This window comes from Spectribacter hydrogenoxidans (assembly GCF_031846275.1).
Classification (GTDB): domain Bacteria; phylum Pseudomonadota; class Gammaproteobacteria; order Nevskiales; family Salinisphaeraceae; genus Spectribacter; species Spectribacter hydrogenoxidans.
This window is the reverse complement of the sequence record NZ_JAVRIB010000013.1, coordinates 35,797-61,988: the sequence shown is the minus strand read 5'-3', so window position 1 is coordinate 61,988 and position 26,192 is coordinate 35,797. Positions and strand designations below refer to the sequence as shown.

20 protein-coding genes are annotated in these 26,192 nt (G+C 62.1%); 11 read left to right on the top strand and 9 right to left on the bottom strand.

Going from position 1 to position 26,192, the window contains the following annotated elements:
- The first annotated feature begins 8 nt into the window (after window positions 1–8).
- Window positions 9–2,378 (top strand): TonB-dependent receptor, encoded by a 2,370-nt coding sequence (locus RM532_RS12485; protein ID WP_311653666.1) that lies wholly within the window; start codon window positions 9–11, stop codon window positions 2,376–2,378.
- A gap of 130 nt (window positions 2,379–2,508) precedes the next feature.
- On the opposite strand, the gene plsB is transcribed toward RM532_RS12485, so the two are convergent.
- The 5 genes from plsB to RM532_RS12460 all read right to left on the bottom strand — a co-directional run bounded on the left by plsB (window position 2,509) and on the right by RM532_RS12460 (window position 8,319).
- The gene (plsB, locus tag RM532_RS12480) at window positions 2,509–4,998 is read right to left on the bottom strand and encodes a glycerol-3-phosphate 1-O-acyltransferase PlsB (RefSeq protein ID WP_311653665.1); all 2,490 of its coding nucleotides are present in this window, start codon (window positions 4,996–4,998) and stop codon (window positions 2,509–2,511) included.
- A 2-nt stretch (window positions 4,999–5,000) separates the two neighbouring features.
- Window positions 5,001–5,711 carry a protein kinase family protein gene (locus RM532_RS12475; RefSeq protein WP_311653664.1) on the bottom strand — a complete coding sequence of 237 codons (711 nt, stop codon included), beginning with the start codon at window positions 5,709–5,711 and terminating at the stop codon, window positions 5,001–5,003.
- Between the two features lie 5 nt (window positions 5,712–5,716).
- Window positions 5,717–6,391 carry an MlaA family lipoprotein gene (locus RM532_RS12470; RefSeq protein WP_311653717.1) on the bottom strand — a complete coding sequence of 225 codons (675 nt, stop codon included), beginning with the start codon at window positions 6,389–6,391 and terminating at the stop codon, window positions 5,717–5,719.
- A gap of 75 nt (window positions 6,392–6,466) precedes the next feature.
- The gene (locus RM532_RS12465) at window positions 6,467–7,495 is read right to left on the bottom strand and encodes an NAD-dependent epimerase/dehydratase family protein (RefSeq protein ID WP_311653663.1); all 1,029 of its coding nucleotides are present in this window, start codon (window positions 7,493–7,495) and stop codon (window positions 6,467–6,469) included.
- 5 nt (window positions 7,496–7,500) lie between these two features.
- On the bottom strand, window positions 7,501–8,319 hold the full coding sequence (locus RM532_RS12460) for a lysophospholipid acyltransferase family protein (protein WP_311653662.1): 819 nt from the start codon (window positions 8,317–8,319) through the stop codon (window positions 7,501–7,503).
- 91 nt (window positions 8,320–8,410) lie between these two features.
- Here RM532_RS12460 and RM532_RS12455 point away from each other — a divergent pair, with 91 nt between their 5' ends.
- From RM532_RS12455 to RM532_RS12420, 8 genes are all read left to right on the top strand, one after another.
- Window positions 8,411–9,226 carry a ParB/RepB/Spo0J family partition protein gene (locus RM532_RS12455; protein ID WP_311653661.1) on the top strand — a complete coding sequence of 272 codons (816 nt, stop codon included), beginning with the start codon at window positions 8,411–8,413 and terminating at the stop codon, window positions 9,224–9,226.
- A gap of 112 nt (window positions 9,227–9,338) precedes the next feature.
- Window positions 9,339–10,709, top strand: coding sequence for a tyrosine-type recombinase/integrase (locus RM532_RS12450; protein ID WP_311653660.1), 1,371 nt, complete (start codon window positions 9,339–9,341; stop codon window positions 10,707–10,709).
- Window positions 10,710–10,713: 4 nt separating this feature from the next.
- Window positions 10,714–12,894, top strand: coding sequence for a site-specific integrase (locus RM532_RS12445; protein ID WP_311653659.1), 2,181 nt, complete (start codon window positions 10,714–10,716; stop codon window positions 12,892–12,894).
- Window positions 12,891–13,364 (top strand): hypothetical protein, encoded by a 474-nt coding sequence (locus RM532_RS12440; protein WP_311653658.1) that lies wholly within the window; start codon window positions 12,891–12,893, stop codon window positions 13,362–13,364. Before RM532_RS12445 ends, RM532_RS12440 begins: the two co-directional genes overlap by 4 nt.
- 604 nt (window positions 13,365–13,968) lie before the next feature.
- Window positions 13,969–15,255 (top strand): TolC family protein, encoded by a 1,287-nt coding sequence (locus tag RM532_RS12435; protein WP_311653657.1) that lies wholly within the window; start codon window positions 13,969–13,971, stop codon window positions 15,253–15,255.
- A 19-nt stretch (window positions 15,256–15,274) separates the two neighbouring features.
- A complete protein-coding gene (locus RM532_RS12430) occupies window positions 15,275–16,600 on the top strand; it encodes an efflux RND transporter periplasmic adaptor subunit (protein WP_311653656.1) in 1,326 nt (441 codons plus the stop codon).
- Between the two features lie 18 nt (window positions 16,601–16,618).
- Window positions 16,619–19,714 (top strand): efflux RND transporter permease subunit, encoded by a 3,096-nt coding sequence (locus RM532_RS12425; RefSeq protein WP_311653655.1) that lies wholly within the window; start codon window positions 16,619–16,621, stop codon window positions 19,712–19,714.
- Window positions 19,715–19,727: 13 nt separating this feature from the next.
- On the top strand, window positions 19,728–20,060 hold the full coding sequence (locus tag RM532_RS12420) for a P-II family nitrogen regulator (protein WP_311653654.1): 333 nt from the start codon (window positions 19,728–19,730) through the stop codon (window positions 20,058–20,060).
- A gap of 10 nt (window positions 20,061–20,070) precedes the next feature.
- Here RM532_RS12420 and RM532_RS12415 read toward each other — a convergent pair whose 3' ends face one another.
- On the bottom strand, window positions 20,071–20,433 hold the full coding sequence (locus tag RM532_RS12415; RefSeq protein WP_311653718.1) for a hypothetical protein: 363 nt from the start codon (window positions 20,431–20,433) through the stop codon (window positions 20,071–20,073).
- On the opposite strand from RM532_RS12415, the gene nhaA reads away from it, so the two are divergent.
- A complete protein-coding gene (gene nhaA, locus RM532_RS12410; protein WP_311653653.1) occupies window positions 20,379–21,767 on the top strand; it encodes a Na+/H+ antiporter NhaA in 1,389 nt (462 codons plus the stop codon). The genes RM532_RS12415 and nhaA overlap by 55 nt on opposite strands.
- A 195-nt stretch (window positions 21,768–21,962) precedes the next feature.
- Complete coding sequence (locus RM532_RS16070) at window positions 21,963–22,175, top strand: DUF374 domain-containing protein (protein ID WP_423246900.1); 213 nt, start codon at window positions 21,963–21,965, stop codon at window positions 22,173–22,175.
- Window positions 22,176–22,477: 302 nt separating this feature from the next.
- Here the strand turns inward: RM532_RS16070 and RM532_RS12400 are convergent, their stop codons facing one another.
- From RM532_RS12400 to RM532_RS12390, 3 genes are read right to left on the bottom strand one after another with little or no spacing between them, the layout of a single operon-like run.
- A complete protein-coding gene (locus tag RM532_RS12400; protein ID WP_311653651.1) occupies window positions 22,478–22,717 on the bottom strand; it encodes a type II toxin-antitoxin system Phd/YefM family antitoxin in 240 nt (79 codons plus the stop codon).
- Window positions 22,714–23,073, bottom strand: a complete 360-nt coding sequence (locus RM532_RS12395; protein ID WP_311653650.1) for a hypothetical protein — start codon at window positions 23,071–23,073, stop codon at window positions 22,714–22,716. The genes RM532_RS12400 and RM532_RS12395 overlap by 4 nt, the downstream gene beginning before the upstream one ends.
- On the bottom strand, window positions 23,066–26,191 hold the full coding sequence (locus tag RM532_RS12390) for an efflux RND transporter permease subunit (protein ID WP_311653649.1): 3,126 nt from the start codon (window positions 26,189–26,191) through the stop codon (window positions 23,066–23,068). The genes RM532_RS12395 and RM532_RS12390 overlap by 8 nt, the downstream gene beginning before the upstream one ends.
- Between the last annotated feature and the right edge of the window lies 1 nt (window position 26,192).

The window sequence follows — 26,192 nt, the reverse complement described above, 5'->3', positions numbered from 1 at the left end:
GACATCGAATGCCGATCATCAAGGGGAAGATGGCGCTGACACTGGCGCTGGCCGCCACCGGGGCCTGGGCCCAGTCATCCGGCGACCCGGACGCGCTCGATCAGGTAGACGTGATCAGCACGACGCCGTTCGAGGGCAGCGAGGTGGACGCCGACCGCTATCCCGCCAATGTGCAGTCCAGTACGGCGGCCGACATCGAGCGATCGGAGTCGGTCAACATGGTGGAGTTCCTGAACACCGAACTGGGCAGCGTCCATGTCAACGACGCCGTGAACAACCCGTTTCAGCCGGACCTGAAATACCGCGGCTACGTCGCCTCGCCCCTGCTGGGGCTGCCGCAGGGCCTGTCGGTGTACCAGGATGGGGTACGGGTGAACGAGCCGTTCGGCGACACCGTCAACTTCGACCTGATCCCGCAGGCGGCGATCGCCGACATTGATCTGCTGCCCGGTTCCAACCCCCTTTTCGGGCTGAACACCCTGGGCGGTGCGCTCAACATCAAGACCAAGTCCGGCTTCTCCCATCCGGGCCTGCAAGCCCAGGCCTACGGCGGCGATTTCGGGCGCTATGGCGGGCATGTCTCCCTGGGCGGCAACAGCGGCAACCTCGGCTGGCTGTTCCTGGTACAGGGCATGGAGGAAGACGGCTGGCGCGATTTCTCCGATTCGGAGGTATTGCAGCTGTTTTCCAAGTTCAGCCACATCGGCGAACACGGCGAAACCCATTTCTCGGTGACCGCCGCCGACAACCGGCTGCGCGGCAACGGCGCCGTACCACAGCGGCTGGCCGAAGAGCGTGGCCGCGACCAGATATTCACCTACCCGGACGAGACCTCGCCGCAACTGATGATGTTCAACCTGCGGGGGGTGCGTGATCTCAGTGATCGTACCTCGCTGGCCTGGGGCGGCTATTATCGCCAGAGCGACGTCGACACCTTCAATGGTGACGGCAGCGAATTCGACGAATGCGAGGAATTCCTCGGCGCCGGCGATCCCAATGCGGCAAACCTCTGTGAGGAACCCGAGGAGCCGGACGCCATGGCCGAGGTGGTGGAACAGCCCAACGGCGATCCGATCCCGGCCGGACCGGCCACTCTGGGCGGCACCCAGAACACCTCCAGCACCCGGCAGGACGGGTACGGCGTCAACCTGCAGTTGCGCACCCCGGGGCTGATCGGCGGCGAACTGACCACCGGCCTGACCTACGACGCTGGCGACAGCGACTTCGCCTCACAACAGGAAGTCGCCCGACTGACCGCCGAACGCGGCACCGTGGGCAGCGGTTTCTTCGTGGGCGAATCGTTCACCCGGGTCAACGTGGAAAACGACAACATCGGCGCATTCTTCATGCATCGCGCTCCGCTGACGCCGGATCTCGAATGGACCCTGGGCGGGCGCTTCAATCGCACCAACATCACGCTCAATGATCAGACCCCGGCCTTTGCCACCGAACCCGGCAACAGCCTGGATGGCGATCATCATTTCTCCCGCCTGAACATGACCACCGGCATGGCCTGGGCGGTATCCCGCCAGCTGACCTTCTTCAGCAGCGTCGGTCAGTCCTCGCGGGCACCCTCCCCGCTGGAACTGACCTGCGCCAATCCCGATGCCCCCTGCCGTCTGCCCAACGGCTTCGTGGATGATCCGCCGCTGGAACAGGTAGTGGCCACCACCGTCGAAATCGGCGCCCGCGGCGGTACCCGCCATCTGGGCTGGCGCTCGGCAGTATTCCATGCCGTCAACGAGGACGACATCATCTTCATTTCCGCGGGCAATCGCTTCGAGGGCTTTTTCGACAACGTGGGCGACACCCGCCGCCAGGGCGTGGAGCTGGGACTGGACTGGCAGGCGATGCCGCGGCTGCGGCTGACCGCCGACTACACCTTCGTCCAGGCCGAGTTCCGCGACAGCTTCCGGGTGAACTCGCCCAACCATCCCAATCGCGAGCCCGATCCGGACAACCCGGGCGAAACCCGGGCGGCGGGAAGCGCCCAGCAGGTCAACTCGGGCGACCGGCTGCCGCTGGTGCCGGAACACATATTCAAGCTGGGCGCCGACTGGAATGCCACCGAACAGCTGCGGCTGGGGTTGGACGTGGTCGGCAACAGCGACCAGATCTTCCGCGGCGACGAGTCCAACACCGACAGCGAACAGATCGGCGGTTACGCCATCGTCAATCTCCACGGCGAACTGGCGGTTACCAACGCCGTATCGCTGTTCGCCCGGGTCAACAACGTGTTCGACACTGACTACGAGACCTTCGGGGTGTACGGCGAATCGGACGAGGTCCTGGCCGGCCCGCAGTTCGAGGACGCCTTCCGCTTCATCGGACCGGGGGCACCGCGGGGCATCTGGGGCGGCATCCGGGTGGCCCTGTGATCGCGATTCGAACCCCGGCGATTATCGCCAGAAACCCGACGGACAAGGCGGGCGGCTAAAGCCGGAATTTGTTGCAGCGCGGACTTCGGTCCGCCGCTCCTGCCTGCCCCGGCATGCCCCGGCATGCCGGTCAGGATGATGCCGGTTCTTGCGCCCCGCGCTCGGCCGTCGGCTGGCTAGTGAGATGCAGGATGGTCTGACGGATATCCGGCCCCAGCAGCTGCAGGGCGTGTTCGGCCAGCGTCCGCATGCGCGGATCGATACGCAGGGACCCACCATTGCCGGTGAGCAGTCCGTCGCGCTTGAGCGTTTGCAGATGATTGCGGAACAGCCGCAGATCGAAGAACTCCGGGCTATTGCGGCCGGTGAGGATGGCCATGCGTTCGGCCATAAGCTGACACTGGCGCTCGAAGGCTCCGCGCTCGATGTGGCCGCTGTCGAGGCTGTTGGCCAGCAGCACCGCGGTCATCCCGTAACGCTCCAGCGTTTCGCGCATGATGCGCGCCAGGCCGATCAGGGCCGCGAATTCGCGGGTGCCCACCGCCGGGCGCCGCAGGTCGCCGCTGTGTTCATCCTCGGTCAGCAGACCCACGGTGAGCATGCCGTCGAGCGCGGCTTCCAGTGCCGACGCTACCCCGTCCGCCGGCCAGCGCAGGAACAGTTCCGAGGCCAGTAGCGGGTAGAGCGCCTCGGCGTCACGCAGCACGCCGGCCCGCGAACAGGTTTCCGCATGGGCGAAGAAGTTGGCCAGCAGCGAGGGCAGTGCGAACAGGTGCATCACGTTGTTGCGGGTATAGGTCAACAACACCGCGTCGCGCTCGGCCAGCGTGAGCACGTCACCCCAGGCATGCGGATGACGCTGCAACCGCACCAGCGGCTCGGCCTCGGCCAGCAGCGCGGCCCCGTCCGCCGACGGCAGGCGAACATCCGGGCTGTAGGGACAGGCCCGCGCCAGTGCCAGCAGGGCCTCCACCCCGTGGATCAGCTCGTGCTCGGCCACCGCCTTCTGCGGGCTGCCCAGCAGGATCAGCGACACCAGCCCGGCGGCATTCAGCGAGGCCGCGGCATTGATGCGCACCATCACCGTCTCGGCCACGTCGTCGACGAAACCGGCCAGCCAGTCCGGGCGCGAGGGGCCCGGCACCGCCGGCAGCTCCCGGCGCCAGCCAGGCCGGTGGCGATCCGCCCACTGGTCCAGACGCAGCGGTTCACCGAACGCGATGTGCGCCCGTCCATACTTGCGCGACAGCACCTTGCGGCTGCTGCGCAGCAATCCGCGTACGGATTCACCCTTCTTCGGACGGGTGCCGCTGAGTTCCTCGAAGTAGCTGTTCACCTCCATCACCCGGTCGTAGCCGATATAGACCGGCACCAGCGCCACCGGGCGGTCCGGATGATGCAGCAGGCCGCCGGCCACCATCGCCAGCATGCCGGTCTTGGGCGGCAACAGCCGGCCGGTGCGGCTGCGCCCACCCTCCGGGTAGAACTTCATCGGCTGACCGCGGCCGATGAGCACGTCGACGTAGCTGCGGAAAACCGCGGTGTAGAGCTTGTCGCCCCGGAAACTGCGACGGAGGTAGAACGCCCCGCAACGCCGCAGCAGCCCGCCGACCGGCCAGAAGTCAAGATTGATGCCGGCAGCAATCTGCGGCAGGGCGAAGCCCTCCTGGTAGAGGATGTAGGACACCAGCAGGTAATCCATGTGGCTGCGATGCGAGGGCAGATACACCAGCGACGCGTCGTGGGCGGTATCCCGCAGCCGTTGCAGGTGTGCCACCTCCACTCCGTCGTAGATGCGATGCCACAGCCAGGACAGCACCCGCAGCATGAAGCCGATGGCAATGTTGGAGTAGTCGGCGGCGATCTCGTCGGCGCAGGATCGCGCCCGGGCCCGGATGGCGGCGACGCTGACGTTCTCGGCCCGGGCAGTGCGCTCGATCACCGCCCGCACTTCCGGGTCGGCCAGTACCGAATTGATCACCTGACCGCGATGCGACAGTGTCGGTCCCAGGGTAGCCGCCCGCTGACGGCGGAAATGCACCCGCAGCACCCGGGAAAGCTTGCGCACCGCCACCTCGGGGGCGACGTCGCGCCCGGCGAAGGCACCGTAATCCAGCGGCTGCCCGAAATGCAGCAGGGTGTTTCGGCCCTGGGCCAGGATGATCAGCAGCTTGCGCAGGCGTCCCGGGCGTTCGGTATCCGCGAACAGGATGCGGAACAGCGACGTCTCCTTGACCGGGTTCTGCCCCCAGAAAATGGATACCGGCACGATCTGGATACCGGAGGCCGGGTCGTCCATGCCCTGCTGGATCATGCGCTGCCAGACCGCCCGGCCGCGCCCCGCCGCTTCCGGCAGAGCCAGCACCACCGCGCGGTCATCCGCAGGCAGCCGATGTCGCACCGGATGCGGCCGCGGCAGGCCATGGGCGGCCACCGCCATTTCCAGCGCCAGCCAATCGCTCAGGCCGGTGCCGGCCAACACGTAACAGATGCGCTGCTGGTCATCCAGCGCCAATTCCTTCAGATCGGTGGGCGTCACCCGGGGGCGGACCCAGGCCCGCAGCGGCCAGCGCACGAGGCCCACGAACAGCAGCAGGACGCGACCGAACAACGCACGCATCGCTAGCGATCCGGCTGGCGCACGAGCAGCCGCACCAGGCGCCGGACACCGACGCCGACCGCCCGGGCAATGCGGGCGGGCCAACCGCGATGCTCGGCGCGGCGGCACTCTTCCGCGGTGGCGAGTTCCGGCGCCCAGCGCAGCTTGAGTTTGGCCAGCGCATTGCGATCAGCCTGGCAGAAGGCGCGAAAGACCGCGTTCCATGGCCGGTTCCAGGGTCGGCCGCGATGTACCCTGGCGACGAAGTCCACCAGACAGGGCTGGCCGTCGGCACGCAGCAGGATGTTGCCCGAGCCGCGCAGGTCCCCGTGTGCCACCCCCCGCGCGTGCACGTCAGCAAGCAGTTTTTCCAGTCGATCGTGAGCCGCGGGGGTGGGTTGCGATCGCGACCATTTGGGCGCCGGCAGATACTCGATCAGGATGCCGAGCCCGTCGACCCGCCGGTACACCCGCGGAATGCCCTCAATCCCGGCCAGCCGCTCCAGCGCGCTGGCCTCGCGATAAACGAACAGGGGCGCGAACCAGCGCATCAGCCAGGCGCTGTCGGCGTAATCCTTGAACACCGCCTCAGCCTCGCCCGCGACCACCCGCGTCACGCTCGGCTGAGTGCCGCCGCCATCGCGGAAGCGTTCCCGGGCGTGGGCCTGGAGCTGTTCACGACTGAACGCGACGAGCCGGTCGAAATCGGATGCTGCGCCGTCCCTGCCCGCCACCGGATTCAGTTGCCCGGAACCTCGCGCGGCGGCTTGCCGTCCGCCACCTTGGCCTCACGGTTCTGCAAATAGGCGGTGCGCACGAAGGCGTAGGGGTCAAACGCATTGCGGACGGTCTGCTCGAAGCCCAGCAGGCTGGCACGCAGATCCAGCAGATACAGCACCTGCAGCGTCAGCTGGGTGGCGGTTTCGTCGATGTGGTTGGTGGGGTCGAGAAACCAGTCGACCACGTTGCCGGACAGATCACGCCCGGTACTCGGTCCGAGCAACGGCAGCATCAGGTAGGCCCCCTGCCCCACACCCCAGACGCCCAGGGTCTGGCCGAAATCCTCATCCCGTTCGGGCAGGCCCAGATCGGCGGCCACGTCGAACAGTCCGCCAATGCCCATGGTGCTGTTGATCACGAAGCGGGCGGTGCCGCCCAGGGCGTGGTGAATCTTGCCCTGGAAGCCGTCGTTGGCGGCGGTGACCGGCACCTTGAGGTTGCCCAGCGCATTGCCGATGCCGCGGCGCACCGGGTCGGGCGTGACCTGCTTGTAGCCACGAGCCGCCGGGCTCAGAACGTAGAAATCCAGGGTGTCGTTGAACACATAGACCTGGCGGTTGACCGGCTCGAGCGGATCCCAGGGGTCCTCTGGCGGCGAGTGGGCGCAGCCGGCGCTCAGACCCACGACCAGCATCAGAAACACGCATCTTGTCCGGGCAGTCATAAGGGCCTCTCGTTATAAAATCGGCGCCGCCAGCCGGCGCTGCGCCTACTTGTTGCCACGATAGAATGCGAACAACTCGCCGAAGTCGCGGCTCGGCACGAAATCGAAGGTGCGCTCGAACCGACTGCCGTCGAGCACCACCGCGTACTTGAAGAAGTCCGTCAGATACGCCGGGAAAGAGAACCGGCCCAGCAGGCCCGCCAGAGTGCGCGGCAACACCGGCGGCAGCGAGGGCATGAACAGCCGCCGGCAACCCGCCAGCTCCAGCGCATCCTGATAAGCGACGTAGTCATCCGGCGCCACATTGTAGACACCCGGGCGGTTGCCCTTGAGGGCGGCTACCACCGCGTCGGCCAGATCTTCCACATGAATGAATTGCATCAGCGGCGAGAAACCGCTCAGGCAGGGCGCCACCGACTGGCCCAGCAGCCGGCTGATGGCGTTGGACACGCCCGGGCCGGCCACATTGCAGGGCCGCAGCAGCGTCATGTGCAGCTCCGGATGCTTGTAGAGATAGATGTTGGCGAGGTTCTCCAGTTCCACCGCGTCGATCAGCTGGCGATGCAGATTGGCCGCCTGCAGCGGGAAGTCTTCGTCGATCAGCGACGGGTTGTTCGGCTCGGCCCCGTATACGTGGTAGGTGGACAGCACCGTCACCTGCTCCACCCCGTACTTGAGGGCGAAACGAAACAACCGGTCGGTACCCACCACGTTGGCGGAGAAACGCCGGCCGGCGTTGAGCTGACTCGACTGGATGCGCCCCAGGTGCAGGATGGCGTCGAACTGGTGTTCGCGGAACACGTCCTCGAAGGTGCGCTTGTTGAAATCGACCTCGTAGTCAACGGACTCCGGGTGCATGCTGTGCAGGCCGCGGAAATCCACCCCGATCACGTCGTAGTCGCCGCGCAGGCGGTCCATCACCTGCTTGGCCAGAGCCCCGGCCGCGCCGGTGACCATCACCTTGCCGCGACGGCCGGCGGCCGGGACCGGCCGGCTGGCGGCCGCCGGCTGACGCCGGGCCGGGGCCTTGCGCCGGACACTGTTGCGGGCGGGTTTGTTCTTGCTGTCTGCCATGACGGTTATCGCTGCTGACGGCGGGCGGCCAGCCCCTGCTCGAGCAGATCGCGGATGGCGTCCTTGACCTGTTCGACCCGGCGCTCGACCTCGCCTTCGTTGCGGGCATCGTTGGCAAATTCCATCGGCGCCCCGAAACTGAGCGTGATCTTGGCCGGCAGCGGCAGCAGGGGGGCCAGCGGAAAATAGGGCACGTTGAGCATCTTCGCCAATGGCTTAATGTTGGTCAGCGAAGGCATGGTTTCCTCGGCCCCCACCACCGCCACCGGCACGATCGGCGTCTGATGTTCCATCGCCAGATGCATGAAGCCGTGACCGAAGCGCTGTAGCTGATAGCGCAGCCGATAGGGCTTGCCCGAACCGCGGATTCCCTCCGGAAACACGATAATTGCCTCCTCGCGTTCCAGCATCTTGGCGCAGTTGACGGGGTCGCCGACCACACCGCCGAGCTGATTGATCAGGTTGCCGAGAAACGGCACCGTCGGGAACCAGCGCTCGACCATGGTGCGCGGCAGTCGCGCACCGTTCTCGTTGGTGGCGATGGCATAGGCCATCATCACCCCGTCCAGGGGTAGCTGTCCGCTATGGTTGCCGATCAGCAGCAGGCGGCCGTCGGCGGGGATGTTCTCGAGCCCGCGCGCCTCGACTCGGAAGTAATCCTCGTACAGCCAGCGGATGGCGGAAAAGGCAATCTTGGCGGTATCCAGATTCAGGCCCCAGGGGTCGTACCCGCAGGAACCAACATTCTGGCGCGGCAGCGCGTCGATCATGGCGTCAATTTCCGGCGACACCGCGCGCGGCTTGATGTAGTTGCGGAATCGCATCCGGGTTTCGTCCCCTGCTACTGACCACCCGGCACGGCCGGGCGCAACTGCTATGATCGCCAACCGATCTGGCACTCGAGCTTAGCACGGCATGGCGCAGCCCCCGGAATCCCAGGCGGTCCGACGACTGGCCGTCGACATGATCCACCCGGGCACCTTCCAGGCCCGCCGCCGCTTCTCGGAAACCGCCCTGGCGGAGCTGGCCCACTCCATCGGCGAGTCCGGGGTGGTGCAGCCGGTGGTGGTGCGCACGCGCGGCGACGACAACTACGAGCTGCTGGCCGGCGAGCGCCGCTGGAGGGCCGCTCAGCTGGCCGGCCTGCACGACCTCCCGGCGGTGGTCCGTGACGACCTCACTGACGCCGAAGCCGCCATCCTGGGCCTGATCGAGAACCTGCAGCGGGAATCGCTGGGACCCATGGAAACCGCCCGCGGTCTGGAAAGCCTGTGCCGCGAACACGGCCTCACCCATGACGGCGCAGCCGAACGCATCGGCAAATCACGCGCCTACGTCACCAACTACCTGCGCCTGCTCAAGCTTGAAGTAAGCGTCCAGAGCGCCATCGACGACGGCGAACTGACGCTGGGCCACGCCAAGATCCTGGCCGGCATTCCCCCGGCGGAACAACCAGTGTTTGCCCGCCACGCAGTGCGCCGGCGGCTGTCGGTGCGGGCACTGGAGACCGCCTGGCGACGCTCGCAGGCCCGCGACGACCAGCAGGTGGCCGGGGATGCCGGGGCCAGCCGCGAAATGGCGGAACTGGAGCGGGCCCTGTCCGAGCATCTGGGCAACGCCGTGCACATCCGCTACGACCCCGACCGCCGCAAGGGCGAAGTGCGGGTGACATTCCACGATCTGGACGAATTCGACGGGCTGCTGCAGCGCTGGGGCTTCGCGAAGGAGTGACCCCGACACCGTAAGCGCTCATTCACAGTACAGATTACCGTAGGTCATTTTTTGACGCTATTATCATCCATCCATAAGGCATTGCTTATGATCTGCAGTGGCATAAAAATAGATGCGCAAAGCCAAGTATTATTCCGTTACAGTCAAGCTCCCTTCTGGAAAGCATGCGGCTGTGTTTGGCCACCTCGGCGAGCCCTGTCCCACGCTGACAGAATTCGCCCGAATCAGTCAGCGCCACGTCACTCTAAGCTCCAGCAAGGTCTATCTCGCACACCTTCTCCGCTTCGCTAACTGGCTAGTAGAGTCAGAGAACCTCGACGTCGGCGCCTTAAGACCCTTACCAAAACAGCGTCTTCGACAATTAGTTGAAAATTTCTTGCGGGAAAGCTTTAGCTGCCGCATCCGGGATGGCCTTGGTGGCCGCAAGCTCGTGGTTTCGAGGGCATCCAACCAATCTGGCGTATCCACCGCTCTCGCCGCATTAAAACTGTTTTTCCGCTTGGGCTATAAGCAGGCGTGGGTTAGGTCAGACAACCCCCTCGGCCTAGTCACCATCGGGAACGATCAAAAAACAGCGATCTCCGACTACGAATGCATCCCTTCTTCAAAGGGAAGCATGCCCCAAAAGAGTGGCGTGGTGCCGCCACCGGTGAAACGACACACACTCACTGCCTCGTACTTGGTAGTTCAGGGCAAAGACTGGGTTCCGCAGATACTCGATGATGATGACTTTCCGTCTCGGATTTACTCTGCGGGCGAATCCTATGGGTGGAACTTGCGGGACCGACTGGTTACCCGTTTGCTGTTCGAAAGCGGCGCCCGAGTATCGGAAATTTGCTCACTCACGATAAGTGACTGGTCAATATCCGAATATCGGACTGAAGCCAGTTGCAAGAACAAAGGCTCTGGCAATGTTCGGGATAAGTGGATCCGCTTTAGCCATCAGACAGAGCGACTAATGACTAAATACATAAAGCAGGAACGCGCCTCGCTCTGCAATCAGGATGGCAGCCACCACTATAAGTTTTTAAAAACACTACCCTCTGAAGTTGCAAGAACAACACCGATATTTATAACTCGGCAAAAATCCGGATTAACGGCGGATACATATCGATCAACAACATGGTATCCCCTATGCCGCCATGCCGGCATCAAAGCACGAGTGCATCAAATCCGACATTGGTACGTTACTCGAGCAATCAATTTAATCTATCGAAGCAAGCTGAGCGAAACCGAAAGAGAAAGAAGGATTCAGCATTTAATTAGCTATATGGGCTGGCGTTCCGGCAAGAAAACCATGGAAGCGTATGAGCATTTTTTCAATGCAAGAGAGCATCATGAGTTGCAGGATGAATTGCATCGTGTGTTGAACGCCGTCCACTCAAGACCTGTTGAAGCACAAATTGGGAAGCCATCAAATACGACTGCGGGACTTCATTCCGACACTGAATGGGATTATCTAATGAAGCTAGCGGGTGAATAGACCCATGACAACACCCTTCACCCTTAGCGCGAAAAGAAATAATTACGACCTTGCCGACATGAACGGGCTATCTCCTTATATCTTTGAAGCGCCACAAACCGCTTTCGATTTAAGTCGCAGTAAGAAGTTACCGGGCCTTCACGCGAAGTCGATCACTTACTTGATCAAGCACATCAACGAGCAGCCCTGGGCGGACGCCTTGACGCTATGGGCACTGATTGTTTCCGCTCAGAACGTAGCACCCAGTAGTACCTACTCCACCCTTGGGCTGCTCAGCAAGCGTTTCCGGCTTTTTTTTGGTCACTCCCGATACTTGCCGCGACGGCTGACGTCTATGACAGATTTTCAGCCGGACGAGGTGCTTCCCGCATACGCGAGCGGATTGATCGGGCGGGACTCCGCCCGAACACGAACCGACTTTCTTTGGCGTTATCAAGCCGCCGCAACGAAAATGCACCGCTGGCATCAAGCTTTACCCTTCCACCTGAAACCCAATTACAGGCCGCTTTTACTACCTCTCGCCAACCTAACCTCTACCAAAATTTATTTAACTCAAAATAATCTAGACGCACATACAAGGCAGAAGCGCCGAGAGCACGTCGACGTTGTAATGCCTACATACTCAGAATTGAGGGCAGCAGCGTACCAGCGAACCAATGAGTTACAGCGCCTGCTGGGCATCTATCGCGACAACATTCATCTAGCAGAGAAATCTTTTTATAATTTCCCACCTTCTGTCGCATACGAAGAGCATGGCCGAACTATTCAATTACGCTTTTGGACGTGGCCGGCTTTCGTAATAAGACATAGCAATAAGTTCTCGGAAAAGATTCTTGATTTAGCTTGGGCGGCAGCTGCGGACAACGAATATGGGCAGCCGTTCGTCGAGGTATTACGTGACGAAGATCAGGCCGAGCCACCATTCTGGTTTTACGAACTCGCCGAAGCGGGATTGATCGGAGCTTCCAGAAACCCCAATTCAAATGCGGCCCGCAACCTTCTAAGAGATTGGGGCTATCCGGAGACGGCATTCACCACCACTCATAAGGGCCTCCTTTGCTTGAACAAGCCGACGCTACCCCAAGGAATAGCTGCCTCACGGCTAGCCAAGGCTGCCGACGGAGTATTGCTTGACCCGGAGAGTATGTATTTGAGCGCGCTCTTTGGGTTGTTAGCGCTAAATGTTGTCACGACCACAGGCGCGCGAATGTCGGAAGTTTTACAGGTAGCATTGGATCGAGACAGTCTTGTTCGGCTCAACTTTCGGGCGCCTACTGGCAAAAAAGGCACTACGAAAAAAGAGCGGTACATTCTACGTGTAACGCCCAAAGGCGCTAAGTCAGACGAGAAAGCCGATTACTTCATAGGGGACGATACAAAAAAATTGCTATACCGCGTTGCGAGAGCTTTAGCAGAAAATTATGAACTCCCAGCAGGGCAACCGTTGCCCGTAGTCCCTTTCTCAACATATTCCAGTCGATTTTCAGATTTTCTTCCAAGGCGCTATGTTTTCCAGCTACACGGCAGGCACTTGTCGCCGAGCACACTTCAATCTTGCTTGCGATTTATAACTCATGGATGCAGCGGCCGAGCCGTAGACGGCAGCGCAGTCAACATAACCGCCCACCTGCTTCGCCACGTTTTCGCGACTCATGCTGTACAGGTAGCTAAAATGCCTGTAGATGTCGTCGCGGAGCTACTCCACCAAAAAAATGTGGATGTGACCAAGTACTATTCAGGGCCCACGCGCTCGATGGTCGCGCAATCTGCCGACGAGTACTTGTCCAGTGTCGCCCTTGATCTGGATGTCGAAGAGAAGCTAACTCGCTCACCCGCTGAGCTTCAGGAATTGTATCAAGAAGCCCAGGGTAAAGCAGGCACCCTCAGCGAGGTCATCGGGGGAGTCTGTGTGAGCCACGGCTACTGCCAAACAAAGTTCGAGTGCATTGGTTGCGCAGGCAAAGTCCCCGACCCCACGAAGCGCTCGCAAGTCATTAGAAAACTGGACTGGGCAAAGGGTGAGGTCGGCTATGCTACCAACGAAGGCCTATTGCCGGAGGCAGCACGGATGCGACGCCTAGTAGAAGACTGCAAGCTAGAATTACGAGAGATGGATCTGATGGAGGAATGCGAATCGGATGAGAAAAATGAGCAACCTTCCATTAGCATCGATTATCGAACATGAAAGCCAGCAATACACAACAAAAGCCCTGGCTCACACCGATTTACCAGGCAAAGCGCGAGCGGACGGTTAGATTGGTCCGGCTCGCCATAGAGGAATTACAAAAGAAAAAACAACGCGTCACCCTGGCTGCGATCTGCTCGACATCAAAACATTTAGACAGTGAGCATAAAGGGATTAGTCAGTCAGCGATCATTACCAATGAAGATGCGCGACGTCTATTCGATCAAGCGAAGCACATTGGCCGCGTAAACAATCGTCGAGCGCGTAAAAGTGTATCTCGATCGAATCTGGCTCGCTTAGCAGTTGGACGAGATACCCCTGCCGCAAGGAGGCGGCTATTACGTCTGACGAAGAATGAGCTTGTGGATCGTTTAACGTTTATCGAATTAGAATATGCCGATTTACATGATCGCTACGCTCGACTAAGCCTAGGCTTGGTTGGAGAGCCAACACTTAGCGAAGACGGGTAGATAACGCCCTCCACAGGATCGGGGGACAAATTATGGGACAGGCTGTGGATAAATCCCGTCAGGCACAGCCGAGACGCCCCTCCGAGCCTAATTGGTCAGAAAATACACAGCATACTCCTGCCGTTCCTTGTGGATACGGAAGCCCGCAAGTGCAATCTGCTTATTTGTGAACGCAAATGGATTTGCGTAGTCTACCTTCGCAATGACTAGGGCCGTACGCCACTCTCGAAGCTATTTAAACGCTGTTCACTGGCTGGCAGCGTTCATGCTTGGCGTAAGCGCAATTGCTTGGGCTTGGCATGTGGACATACCGATTGCCACCGATGAAGCCGCGCAGGTTGCCAACGGCCATGCGCACGAAGATAACGGTGACGTGGTGGATCGCTGCGACCATTGCTGTCACGCCGGGGCCCATCTGGTGGCCTTGGCCCCCTCATTATTTGACGCCGATTTCGAGTCGACGACAGATCATCGTAGAACGAGCAATCCGGCGCTGACTACGCTCCAGACCGACCCGCCCTTCATACCTCCCATAGCCTGAGTCCCTTCGCGTCAATCGCGCGGGCTGATGCCTGCGCGCCTTTCCAAGCGATGAGGACTCGCAATGCGATTTTTCCTGTTGATCGGCGTGGCCGGACTCTGTCTGCCAGCCGGCGGCCATGCGGCTGAACGCGAACAACTGCCGCAGCCGTTAACCTTGAATCAGGCCCTGTCCTGGGCCGGCCAATACAACCCCACTTTGCGCGGTGCTCGCATCGAGCTTCGTCGCAGCGAGGGCGTGCTCGAGCACGCCGACGTGGCGGTGCCTTCCAATCCGCAACTGCAACTTGGCACAGCCGAGCGCGAAGGGCCCAGCGGCGCCACGTCGACGGACATCGATATCCGCCTATCCCAGACTTTCTGGATTGCAGGCCAGGGCGGTTTACGCGAGGACGCTGCGAAATCCCGCCTGTCGGGCGCGCAGTCGCGGCTGGATTTTCTCGGCAGCGCGACGTTCGCGCGGGTGCGCGCGGCTTTTTTACAGGCCTTGGTGGCCGAACGGGCGGTGGCTACCGCCGAGGACGTGCTGCAGGTCAACCGCGATCTGGAAAACTACGCTAAGCGTCGCCTGGAGGCCGGCAAGGCCACACGGCTGGAAGCCAACACCGCCCGCATCGGGCTGGGCCGCAGCCAAGCCCTGCTCGCGCAGGCCGAGAACCGACAGGCCCAGGCACGTCTGCAGTTGGCTGAGTTGCTCGCCGTCGACCCCGCAAAGTCGATTTCCCTGCAGGGCCGGCTAAACCCGGCGCCTCTAGAGCTGCCGAGTCAGGCGCAATTGCTGCAACGCGCGATTGCCAGACGTGGCGATCTGGCCGCTGCGGCAAGGGAAGTCAGCGCCTCGCAGGAGGAACTCAAGCTCGCGCATCGTCAGATCGTGCCCAACCTCACGGTGTTCGGCTTTTACGGTGAGGAGGAGACGAACGAGATAACCGGCGGCGGTGTGTCCTTCGAGCTGCCGCTACTGCACCGCTTTGGCGGCGAGCGCAAGCAGGCCCAGGCGGAGCTGGACGCCGCGCGTCTGGAGCGCGACGTCCTTCAACTGACCGTACGCAGCCAGGTGCTTTCCGCCGTAGCCGACTACGAGGCCGCGCGCCAGCGGGTCGCTGCACTGTCCGACGAAGTGGTCGATGCCGCCCGGCAGAACTTCGAACTGACTCAGCGTGCCTTCGAAGCCGGCGAACTCGGCGCCCCGGCCCTGACCGCCGCGCAGGACACACTGATCAACACCCGCCGCGACTATCTCGATGCACTGGAAGCGTTGGTTAACGCCGGCACCGATCTGGAACGTGCCACCGGAGGTCTGGTGGTGATGAGCAATACGAGCGCGGCCAATTCCGGCCCGCGGAAATAGACATCTCCCGGAGACTCAGATGCCAAACGTTCATTGGTTGAGAATTTTCTGCCTGCTCGCGGTAGCGACACCGCTTGCCGCCTGCAATCCGCTATCCGGTGACTCGGCAAATGCCGCCGACACCGGCAAGCAGCCGACATCCGATCATCAAGATGAAGGCCAGAATCACGGCAACTCGGAACACGAGGGCGAGCATGAAGGCGAACACACCGGGCAGACATCCGGCGATTCGCATGAGGAAGAGGGCGGTGGACACGACGAGCATGCCGGCGACAAGCGCCGCATCCATCTGACGTCGGATCAGCGCCAGCAGCTCGATCTGAAAATCAGTGCAGCCGGGGCCGGTTCGGCCACCGCCGTGGTGCAGGCGCCGGCTACCGCGCGCTTCGACGCCGACCGGGTCGCCCGGGTCGGTCCCCGCCTTGAGGCCAAGGTGGTCGAGGTCACGAAGGATCTCGGCGACACCGTTGCCGCCGGCGACACCGTCGCGATACTCGATTCGGTGGAACTCGGGCGAGCCAAGGCAAGCTACCTGACGGCACAAGCCCGTTTCGGCGCGGCACTCTCGGAATATCAGCGCGACAAGAAGCTGGCCGAGGACCAGATCACCAGCGAGGCCGAGCTGCTCGAATCGCGCGCCGACTACCAGCAGGCCAAGGCGGAACGCGATGCCGCCCGCGCCGAGCTGCGCCTGTACGGGCTCGACGACGGGGACATCGGCGCGATTTCAGTGGGCGGCGAACAGCCGCTGTCGCGTTATCAGCTGACCGCGCCCCTTGCCGGCACCATCCAGCGTCGGGACCTGGTGCCGGGGCAGACCGTATCCGCTCAGCAGACGCCTATCCACATCGTCAACAACGAAACCATGTGGGTAATGATCGAGGCGTTCGAGAAAGACCTGCCGCGGCTGGGCCTGGGCCAACAGGTGACACTGAGCGTGCGGGCGCTGCCCAACCAGACGTTTGAGGGCAAGACTGACTGGGTCTCACGCGAGCTGGACGAGCAATCACGCACGGTACGGGTACGCGCCGTGGTGCCCAACGACGACGGCAACCTGCGCGCCGGCATGTTCGGCACCGCCCGCATTCAGACCGATGCCGAGCAGCGCTTTGCGCTGGTGCCGGTCGACGCGGTCCAGACCGTCGAGGATGACTCGGTGGTATTCGTGCCCGGTGACGAGGATGGCGCTTTCAGGGCCGTCACGGTGACAACCGGTGACGAGGGCGGTGGTCAGGTGGAAATCCGCAGCGGACTCGCCGCGGGCGACCGGGTCGTTACCACCGGTGCCTTCGACCTCAAGTCCGCATTGACCGCCTCCGGCCGTAGCGCCGCGCACAGCCACTAATCTGGCAGGGAGCACATCATGATCGACGGACTCGTCCGTTACGCACTCAACAACCGCCTGCTGGTACTGGTCGCCGTCGCCGGCCTTGCCCTGGGCGGCTATCTGTCGCTCAAGCAACTGCCGGTGGATGCCTTCCCGGACGCTACGCCGACGCTGGTGCAGATCTATACCGCCAGCGAAGGCCTGTCGCCGGTGGATGTGGAGACGCTGATCTCCTATCCCATCGAGATCAGCATGTACGGCCTGCCGCAACTCGAGAAGGTGCAATCCACCTCGATATTCGGGCTGTCCCGGGTGGACGTTTATTTCGAGGACGGCACCGACATCTACTTTGCCCGGCGACTGGTGCTGGAGCGCCTGGCCGAGGCCCGCCGCGGTATTCCGCCGGGGTTGGGCGAGCCGCAACTCGGCCCGATCACCACCGGACTGGGCCGCATCATGCAGTACACCCTGGAAGGCGAGAACTACTCGCTGATGGAAAAGCGCACCTTTCAGGACTGGATAGTCAAGCCTCAGTTGCGCACGGTGCCGGGCGTGACCGGGGTGCTGTCCATCGGCGGATACGAGAAGCAATACCAGGTAAAGCTTGATCAGAATGCCCTGCTGGCGCGTGACCTGAGCGTGGCCGACGTGCGCGAGGCCCTGGCCGCCAACAACCGCAATGTGGGCGCATCGTTCATCAACCGCGGCGGCGAGGAGTACATCATCCGCGGCTACGGCTGGGTCGATTCCGGTGAGGCGGGGCTGGACGACCTGCGCGGCATCATCGTGGCCGAGCGCAACGGCAATCCGGTCTATGTTGGCGATATCGCGGAAGTGGGTTTCGGCGCCGCCATTCGGCGCGGCGCGCAGGTGGCCAACGGTGAAGAATCCGCCGGCGGCTATGTGTTCAAGTTGATCGACACCAATACGCAAAAAGTTCTCGCAGACGTCGAGGCGAAGGTCGCCGAAATCAATAAGTCTCTACCGGAAGGCTTACAAATATCGCCTTTCTATTCGCAGGGCAGTCTGGTTGAGCAAGCCATCGGCACGGTGCAGGGCGCTTTGTTAACAGGCTCACTGCTGGTGCTGGTGGTGTTGTACTTGTTCATGGGAAATCTGCGCTCGACCCTGATCGTGGTCGCGAGCCTGCCGCTCTCCGTTCTGGTCGCGTTCATTGCGATGAATATCGTCGGCCTATCCGCCAACCTGATGAGCCTCGGTGGCCTAGCCATTGCCATCGGCATGGTGGTAGACGGCTCGGTGGTCATTACCGAGAACATCTTTCGCCACCTAGAAACGCGATCCGCTCAAAACGTTTCCATGCTGCGCCTGGTCAGCGAGGCCTCGCGAGAGGTCGCACGGCCGATTGTGTTCGCGGTAAGCATCATCATCATCGTATTCCTGCCGCTGTTCACACTCCAGGGCGTGGAGGGAAAGCTCTTCTCGCCCATGGCCTACACCATCAGTTTTGCGTTGTTCGGCGCCTTGATTGTGGCGCTGACGCTGGCGCCGGTCATGGTCTCACTGTTGTTCAAAAAGGGGAGCGCGCACGGCGAGCCTAGGCTCGTGGGCTGGATCAAGGCAGGCTACCGGCCGATTCGCGATGCCGCGCTGCAATTTCCGGCGTTGGTGCTCGGCGTCACGGTGGTCCTGTTCAGCGCCAGCGTGCTGACCTTTCCAAGTTTGGGTACGGAATTCGTACCCACCCTGCGCGAGGGCACCATGATGGTTAGGTCCACCCTGCCAGCGGGTGCCAGTCTCGAGTCGGCCATTGAATACGGTAAGCGCATTCAGTCCGTAATCAAAGGCTTTCCCGAAGTAACCGGCACATACTCCCGGATCGGGCGCGCCGAGGTTGGCGGTGACCCCGAACCAGTCAACGTGGTCGCCACGGTCATTACTCTGAAACCCCTGGGCAAATGGAAATCAGGCCGAGATTACGAAGAACTGCAGTCGGCCATGGCCGAGCGGGTTTCGGCACAGATTCCGGGCTTAGCAAATAACTTCTCCCAGCCGATTCAGCTGCGCACCGACGAGCTTCTGTCCGGCGTACAAGCCCAGCTTGTCGCATCCATCTTTGGTGAAGACCTGGACAAGCTCTCCGAGGTGGGCGATCAGGTCGAAGCGCTGGCAAAGAACGTACCCGGTGCCACCGATGTGCGCAAGCAGCAGCAGGGTGGCAAGCGCCAGATAGTGGTCAAGCCGGACCGCGACGCTCTGTCACGCTACGGCATTTCCGTGGATAAGGTGATGGATACGCTTTCGGTAGGCGTCGGCGGCGATTCAGTCGGGCTGGTATTCGACGGCATTCGCCGCTTCGACATCTTCCTGCGGCTGCAGGAGGACCAGCGGGAGCGCCTGGATGTAATCCGGCAACTACCGTTGCAAACCACCGACGGTGCCACGATTCCGCTGTCGCGCGTGGCCGACGTGTCGATCTACACCGGGCCCAAGAAGATATCGCGCTCGAATGCCAGCCGCCGCATTTACGTGCAAATGAATGTGCGGGGACGTGACATGGGCGGCGTTGTCCAAGACTTACGTCAGCGCATTGCTGAAGAAATCGACATGCCGCCGGGCTATTTTGTTGAGTTCGGCGGCCAGTTCGAGAATCAGGAACGCGCGATGAAAAGGCTCACCCTGGTAGTGCCCACCACGCTGGGACTGATCTTTCTGCTGTTGTTTAGTGCTTTTAATAGTCTGCGCTACGCGACTCTAATTTTTCTCAACGTGCCTTTTGCAATAACCGGCGGCATCTTTGCACTCTGGATATCCGGACTCTATGTCTCGGTACCTGCAGCCGTTGGCTTCATCGCAGTATTCGGCGTAGCGGTGCTCAACGGCGTGGTTCTCGTCGAATACATCAACCAGCTTCGCAATGAGGGTATGGAGATGGAGGAGGCAGTTCGCACGGGCGCTGAACATCGCTTGCGGCCGGTATTGATGACTGCATTAACCAGCATTCTGGGCTTGCTGCCACTGCTCCTGGCCAATGGCATCGGCGCCAACGTGCAACGGCCGCTCGCCGCGGTGGTGGTTGGCGGACTCATTACATCCACTTTGCTGACATTGCTCGTGCTGCCGGCGGTTTATAAGTGGTTCGCCGAGCCGCGGCGTGAAGTCGAAATTTAAGGAGGGCAGGATCATGCAGGAAATTAAAGCTTATGTCCGGAAGAACATGCTTGATGCGGTACTTGACAGCCTCAACACGATCGAAGGTCTGCCGGGTATCGCGATCGTCGATGTCCAAGGCTTCGGGCACCACGCCGCAAAAGATGCCCCCCTGACCAAAACAGACATGGCCAAGCTGGAAATCGACGTGCCGGATGAGTTGGTCGCGCCCGTGGTAGAAACCATTCTTGCACAGGCCCGCACCGGGGAGGGCCATCCCGGCGACGGCAAGGTGTTCGTTACCGAGCTGCGCGAAGCCATCCGCATAGCTGACGGCGCGCGTGGCGATATGGCGGTACTGCGATGAGTGGAATCAATTACCGGTGGCACCTTCCGGCGTCGTTACTCAGCGCCATCTTCCGGCTGGCGGCGTGCTCGGTGGGGCAGGCGGCGCACATCTCCTTTCTGCCCATCCGGAAAGCAACTCTCTGCGGGCGATCCCAACGCCGCAAGAATGGAAGCAGCGGGGGAGTGGCGTGACGATACTGCCCCGCATTTCGGCAATGACCGCCAACATCACCTGTCACGTTATCGGCAAGTGTCGGTTTGGCCGCGACATAGATCAGTACAACGACGAACGCCTTGCTTTTCTTTGCAAAAATGATTGCGTCGTCGTAACCAGCTAATGCAGTTATCACCGAATACAAGGCAAAGCCTGGCTGGTCGTTTGGCGTATCCACTGCGCCAATTTGCTGCCTACGAGCCCTCCAGCGGTATCTTGTTGGTGGCGACCGCCATGGCAGCGCTTGCCTGGGCCAATGTCGAAGCCTTGCCCAGTTACGCCGGCTTCTGGAATACGGAACTGGCGATTCGTCTCGGCGACTGGTCCTTATCGTTGTCGGTGCATGATTGGATCGACGATGCGGTGATGACGGTCTTTTTCTTGCAGATCAGCCTGGAAGTTAAGCACGAGTTCGCCCGGGGGTCCCTGTCTTCTTGGCATACCGCGGTGCTGCCGCTGGCCGCGGCTGTGGGCGGCATGTTGGTGCCGGTAGCGATCTACTTGGCGTTCAACGCGAAGGGCGACGCGGCGACAGGCTGGGCGGTGCCTATGGCGACGGATGTGGCCTTCGCCATTGCGTTATTGAGTTTGTTGGGGCGGCGGGTGCCCGTCGGGCTGCGGGCACTTCTATTGGCATTGGCCGTGATCGACGATATCGGCACCATCCTCGTGATCGCGTTGTTCTACAGCAGCAAGATTGCTGCCGGCCCGTTGCTTGCCGCGGGCGGAGGTCTACTGCTGGTTTGGGGGATGCGATCGGCGGGGGTTCGGAGCTTCCTCCCGTACTGGCTAGCGGGCGCGGCAATCTGGCTGGCGATGGAAAAATCCGGCGTTCATCCCACGGTTGCGGGTGTACTGCTGGGTTTGATGACGCCGTTGTCGGTGCCTCGGCACAGGAAGGGACGAAGCCGAGAAGCGGCTGCGCGTATTCCGCACCTACTCCGCAGCCAGGATACGCCGAATTGGCGCCTGAAACGTGAGCTGGCAACCGCTGAGCGCGGGGCGTTGGCACCGTTGGATATCTTGCGTTACCAACTCGAGCCCTGGGTGCTCTACCTGATCATGCCGCTGTTCGCGCTGGCCAATGCCGGTGTTGAACTGGGAGCTGCCGATTTATCTGCTGATGGCAATTTCAGGATATTCGCCGGCGTCGCGCTCGGGTTGCTGGTGGGCAAACCGCTGGGAATCTTGGCCTTCGCCTGGCTGGCCAAGCAACTGGTTAATGCCAGCTTGCCGGCTGGCGTTTCCTGGCCGGCGATGGTTGGCCTGGGCTTGCTAGCAGGTGTCGGCTTCACGGTAGCCTTGTTCCTGACCAGCCTCGCATTTCCCGGGCAGTCGGCTGCTGTCGTGGCACGGCTTGGAATCCTGGCCGGCTCCCTTGCAGCAGCCGTTATCGGATTAGCTATTCTGTGGTGGACACTCCGCGTGCAAAGCCAGCCAGGTTCTGTCAGGGGCGATCGCACATCGACAACAGACTCCAATAACCATCGGAACGAGGAATTGGAGGCTTGAATTGGCATGGTCCAAAGTCGAATTTCGCACCCAGTACACCTGACTGTTCGTCGACAGGGCACGGTTTAGCGTGACCCGCCCGCCAACAGGATTCAGACGCCCGTATTTGCCGCAGCCCTGGAGTTGAACATGCGTAGTCGTATTCTTTCGCTGTTCGTTTGATACGTCGCAAGAAAGCTCGGCGGCAAGACCGTGATGGGCTCGTCCTCACGGGGCGGGGCCAGGGGTTTAAAAGGCCTAATCCGCCTGTGCCGTGGCGGCCATAATGTATCCATAGCGGTCGATGGTCCCCGCGGTCCGCGCCATCAGGTCAAGCCGGGCGTGTTCCCAATTGCCCGTTTGAGCGGCGGCGTAATCGTGCCGGTTGGGATCGCCTGCAGCCATCGTCATGTCTTCAAGAATTCCTAGAACCGGGCCGTGTTGCCTTGGCCGTTTGCCAAGGTGGTCATATGTTTCGGCTAAGCGCAATGGGCGGATGCTGAGCGTGATCGGGACGCTGACAAGCTTGTTGCCGATAAATTGAAACGACAAAAGGATCTCGCAGCCGATAGTGCTGAAGCCGCATGTTTCGGGGCTTGGCAGCGCGATGAATGAAATCGGCGCGATCCTTCATAGACGTGATTCGCCGCGGTGCAGCTTGATTACACATGAAACTGCACCTGTACAACTGGTATCGAGCACGCCCTGGCGATCTCTGGTCCTCGCCGCGCTCATAGCCGGGCATCGAGGACGTCGTCGATATCTGCCTTGAACGTATCGGGGTCAAGCGCTGGTAGCCGCTGCCAGCGGGCCAGCAGCGTCGTAGCCGGCAATGGGGCGCGCGCCAGGGGGCTGAGTTGGGTGATCGGCTCGCCGTTGCGAGTGACGGTCAATACTTCGCCTTGACTGACTCGCGCCAACACCTGTCCGCCCTGGTTGCGCAACTCTCGAATGGTGACATCGCGGTTCATGCCTTGAATGCATCACTCGTGAGACGCACCGACAATACCGAGTCTTCGGGCGCGGCTCGAGCGCAGCACGCTTGATGCACTAAGGGATTGTCGAGCCGGCCACCAATTCGTGACCCATGCCGCGGGCACCGCTGGATTTCCAACGTGACGTGGATCAAGCTGGGTAGTGTCTCCTGCAAGCGGGCTCGGTAGTGCTCCGGGGTCTTCGGGTCATCCGCCACCAGGGCAACGATGGCGGCGTGGATACCAGGTCCGATGGACCAAACGTGCAGGTCGCTGATGCGTTCGTCGGCGCGGACGCGGTCCTGGCCGAAGGCATGGCCATGTTGCCAGGCTTCGATGTTTTGCCTATGCATGATTGCCCGCCCCGTTTTGTGTTGTCGGCCCGCCCTGCACAATGGCGCCGAAGCGCGAATACAGCGCCGGCACCACCAGCATGTTCAGTGCGGTGGAGGACAGCAGGCCGAACAGGATCACCAGAGCCATGGGCGCCTGGATTTCGCTGCCGGGCTTGCCTAGGCTCAGCGCCAGCGGCACCAGCGCCAAGCCCGTGGCCAGAGCGGTCATCAGGATCGGGGCTAGCCGCTCGTGGGCGCCGCGACGGATGGCGTCCAGCGGCGTGGTTTCCGCGCCGGAGGCATATAGCCGCTGGATATGATCGACCATGATCACACCGTTGCGGGTGGCGATACCGAACAGGGTAATAAAGCCGATGATGGCGGCGATGGAAACCACCCCGCCAGCTAGGTAAACGCCAACCACACCACCGATCAGCGCCAGCGGCAGGTTGAGCATGACCAGCAGCGCATCGCGCGCGGAGGCCAGCGCCACCATGAGCAGAAGGAAGATGCCCAGGATGACCACGATGCTCAGAACCAGCAGCGTGCGGGTAGCCTCCTCGGCGCTTTCGAACTGACCACCGTATTCGATGTGGTAACCGGTGGGCAGATTCAGTTCGGTCTCAAGCTTGGTGCGGATGTCACCCACCACGCTGACCAGGTCGCGGCCGGCCACGTTGGCCGCCACCACCCGCTGGCGTTGCACGTTTTCGCGACTGATGTTGTTGGCGCCACGCTCTTTGCGTATATCCGCCAACGCGTGTAGTGGCACCCGCGCGCCTGATTCGGTGGTAATCAGCGTGGCGCGGATGGCGTCCAGGTCCTGCTTGAAGCGTGGCGGGTAGCGCACCACCAGGTCGAACGCGGCCTGGCCTTCCAGGATTTGCGAGACCTCATTGCCATTGAAGGCAGTCTCCAGAAATTCACCCGCCTCACCGACAGTCAGGCCGTAGCGCGCCAGCGCCTGGCGATCCCAGGTCACGTTCAGGAACGGCACTTCGGCGCGGCTGGCCAGCGACACATCCACCGCGCCGGGCACTTGCTTGGTCAGGCCTTCTGCCTGCTTGGCCAGGCGGTCCAGCTCGGCCAAATCATCGCCGAATATCTTGATGGCGATATTGGCCCGGGTGCCGGAGAGCATGTGGTCGATGCGGTGCGAGATCGGCTGGCCGATGATGATGTTGGCGCCGGCGATCGCGCCGAGTTCGTCGCGTAACTCGGCCATCATTGCCGCTTTTCCGCGCTCGGACAGCTCCAGGCTGACGTCGATTTCCGATGCGTAGACGGCTTGCGCGTGGGGGTCGAGTTCGGCGCGCCCGGTACGCCGCGCGGTGGCGACCACCTCCGGGGTGTCGAGCAATACCTTTTCCACCCGCTGGCCGATGGCGTCGGATTTCTCCAGCGACGTGCCCGGCAGCGTGACCACGGAAAGCGTCAGACTGCCTTCGTTGAACTCCGGCAGAAAGGATCGCCCGGCCAGGCCGAGCGCGATGGCGGCCACCACCAGCAGAGCCAGCGCCGCGGCCGCCACCAGCCACCAGAAGCGCAGCGCCGCCTCCAGCAAGGGCCGGTAGCCGCGCTTCAAGGCCGCGATCAGCCGGCTGTCGTGGGCGCCGGACACGGTCTTCGAGCCCGGCAGCAGGCTCAGGCTGAGTACCGGCGTGACGGTTAGCGCCACTACCAAAGATGCGCCCAGGGCCAGCACATAGGCCAGGCCCAGCGGTTGCAGTAGCCGGCCTTGCACGCCGGTCAGGAAAAACAGCGGCACGAACACCAGGACAATGATGAGCGTGGCGAAAACGATGGAGGACTCGATCTCGCGGGTGGCCTCGAACACTACGCGGTGGTTGGACTGGCGCTCGCTAGCGGCCAGAGCCTGGTTCTCGCGCAGGCGGCGTACGATGTTTTCCACCACGATGATGGCGTCGTCCACCAGCGCGCCCAGGGCGATGGCGATGCCGCCCAGGGTCATGGTATTGATGGTCGAACCCGTCGCGCGCAGCACCAGCAGGGTGGCGATGATCGATAGCGGCAACGCCAGCAGCGTGATGGTGGTGGCCCTGCCGCTGAGCAAAAAGATGAACACGATGGCGACCACCAGAATGGCGCCGTCGCGGATGGCCGCGGACAGGTTCTCGATGGCCAGGCCGATGAAATCCGCCTGCCGGAAGGCGTCCGTTTCGATGCGCATGCCTTCCGGCAGCGAGGCCTGGATTTCTTCGATGGCCGTATCCAGCCGCTCGGTCAGTTCCAGGGTATTGGCCTCGGGCTGTTTCTGGATCCCCAGGATGACCGCGTCCTGGCCGTTGTAGCTGCCGGTGCCACGCCGCGGCGCCGGGCCGATTTTCACAGAACCCAGGTCGCTGACCTTGACCGGCACGCCGTCACGCCGGGCTACCACGGTTTGCGCGATGTCCTCGATGTTTTCCACCCGGCCGCGGCCGTGGATCAGGAATTCCTGATCGTTTTCGGCGTAAAAGCCGCCGCCGGCGCTCTGATTGGTCGCACCCACGGCGTCGATCACTTTTTGGACAGCGATTCCATAGGCGGACAAACGCTCGGGCCGAAGCTGCACCTGGTATTGCTTGGTCAGCCCGCCGGTGGGGATCACCTGGGCCACGCCCCGTACCGCCAGCAGGCGCCGGCGCACCACCCAGTCGGCGGCGGTCTTGAGCGCCATCGGGTCGTGCTGGTCCGAGCGCAAGGCAATGAACATCACCTCGCCCATGATCGAAGTAATCGGCGCGAGCACCGGCGGCGGCACGTCCGGCGGCAACCGGCTGCGCGCGGTTTGCAGCCTCTCGGTGACGATTTGGCGGGCCTTGTAGATGTCGGTGTCCCAGTCGAACTCCACCGTAATCACCGCCAGACCCACCGTAGTATTGGAGCGCACCCGGCGCACCCCGGCGGCGCCGTTCATCGCGGTCTCTATGGGGAAGGTCACCAGCTTCTCGACTTCCTGCGGCGCCATGCCGTGGACTTCTGCGACGATGGTGACCGCCGGCGCCGTCAGATCGGGAAACACGTCCACCGGTGTTTGGAAGGCCTGCCAGCCGCCCCAGGCCAGCAGCAGGGCCGCGGCGGCCAGCACCAGCACACGGTTGCCCAGTGAGGCGCCAATAATGCGGTCAATCACG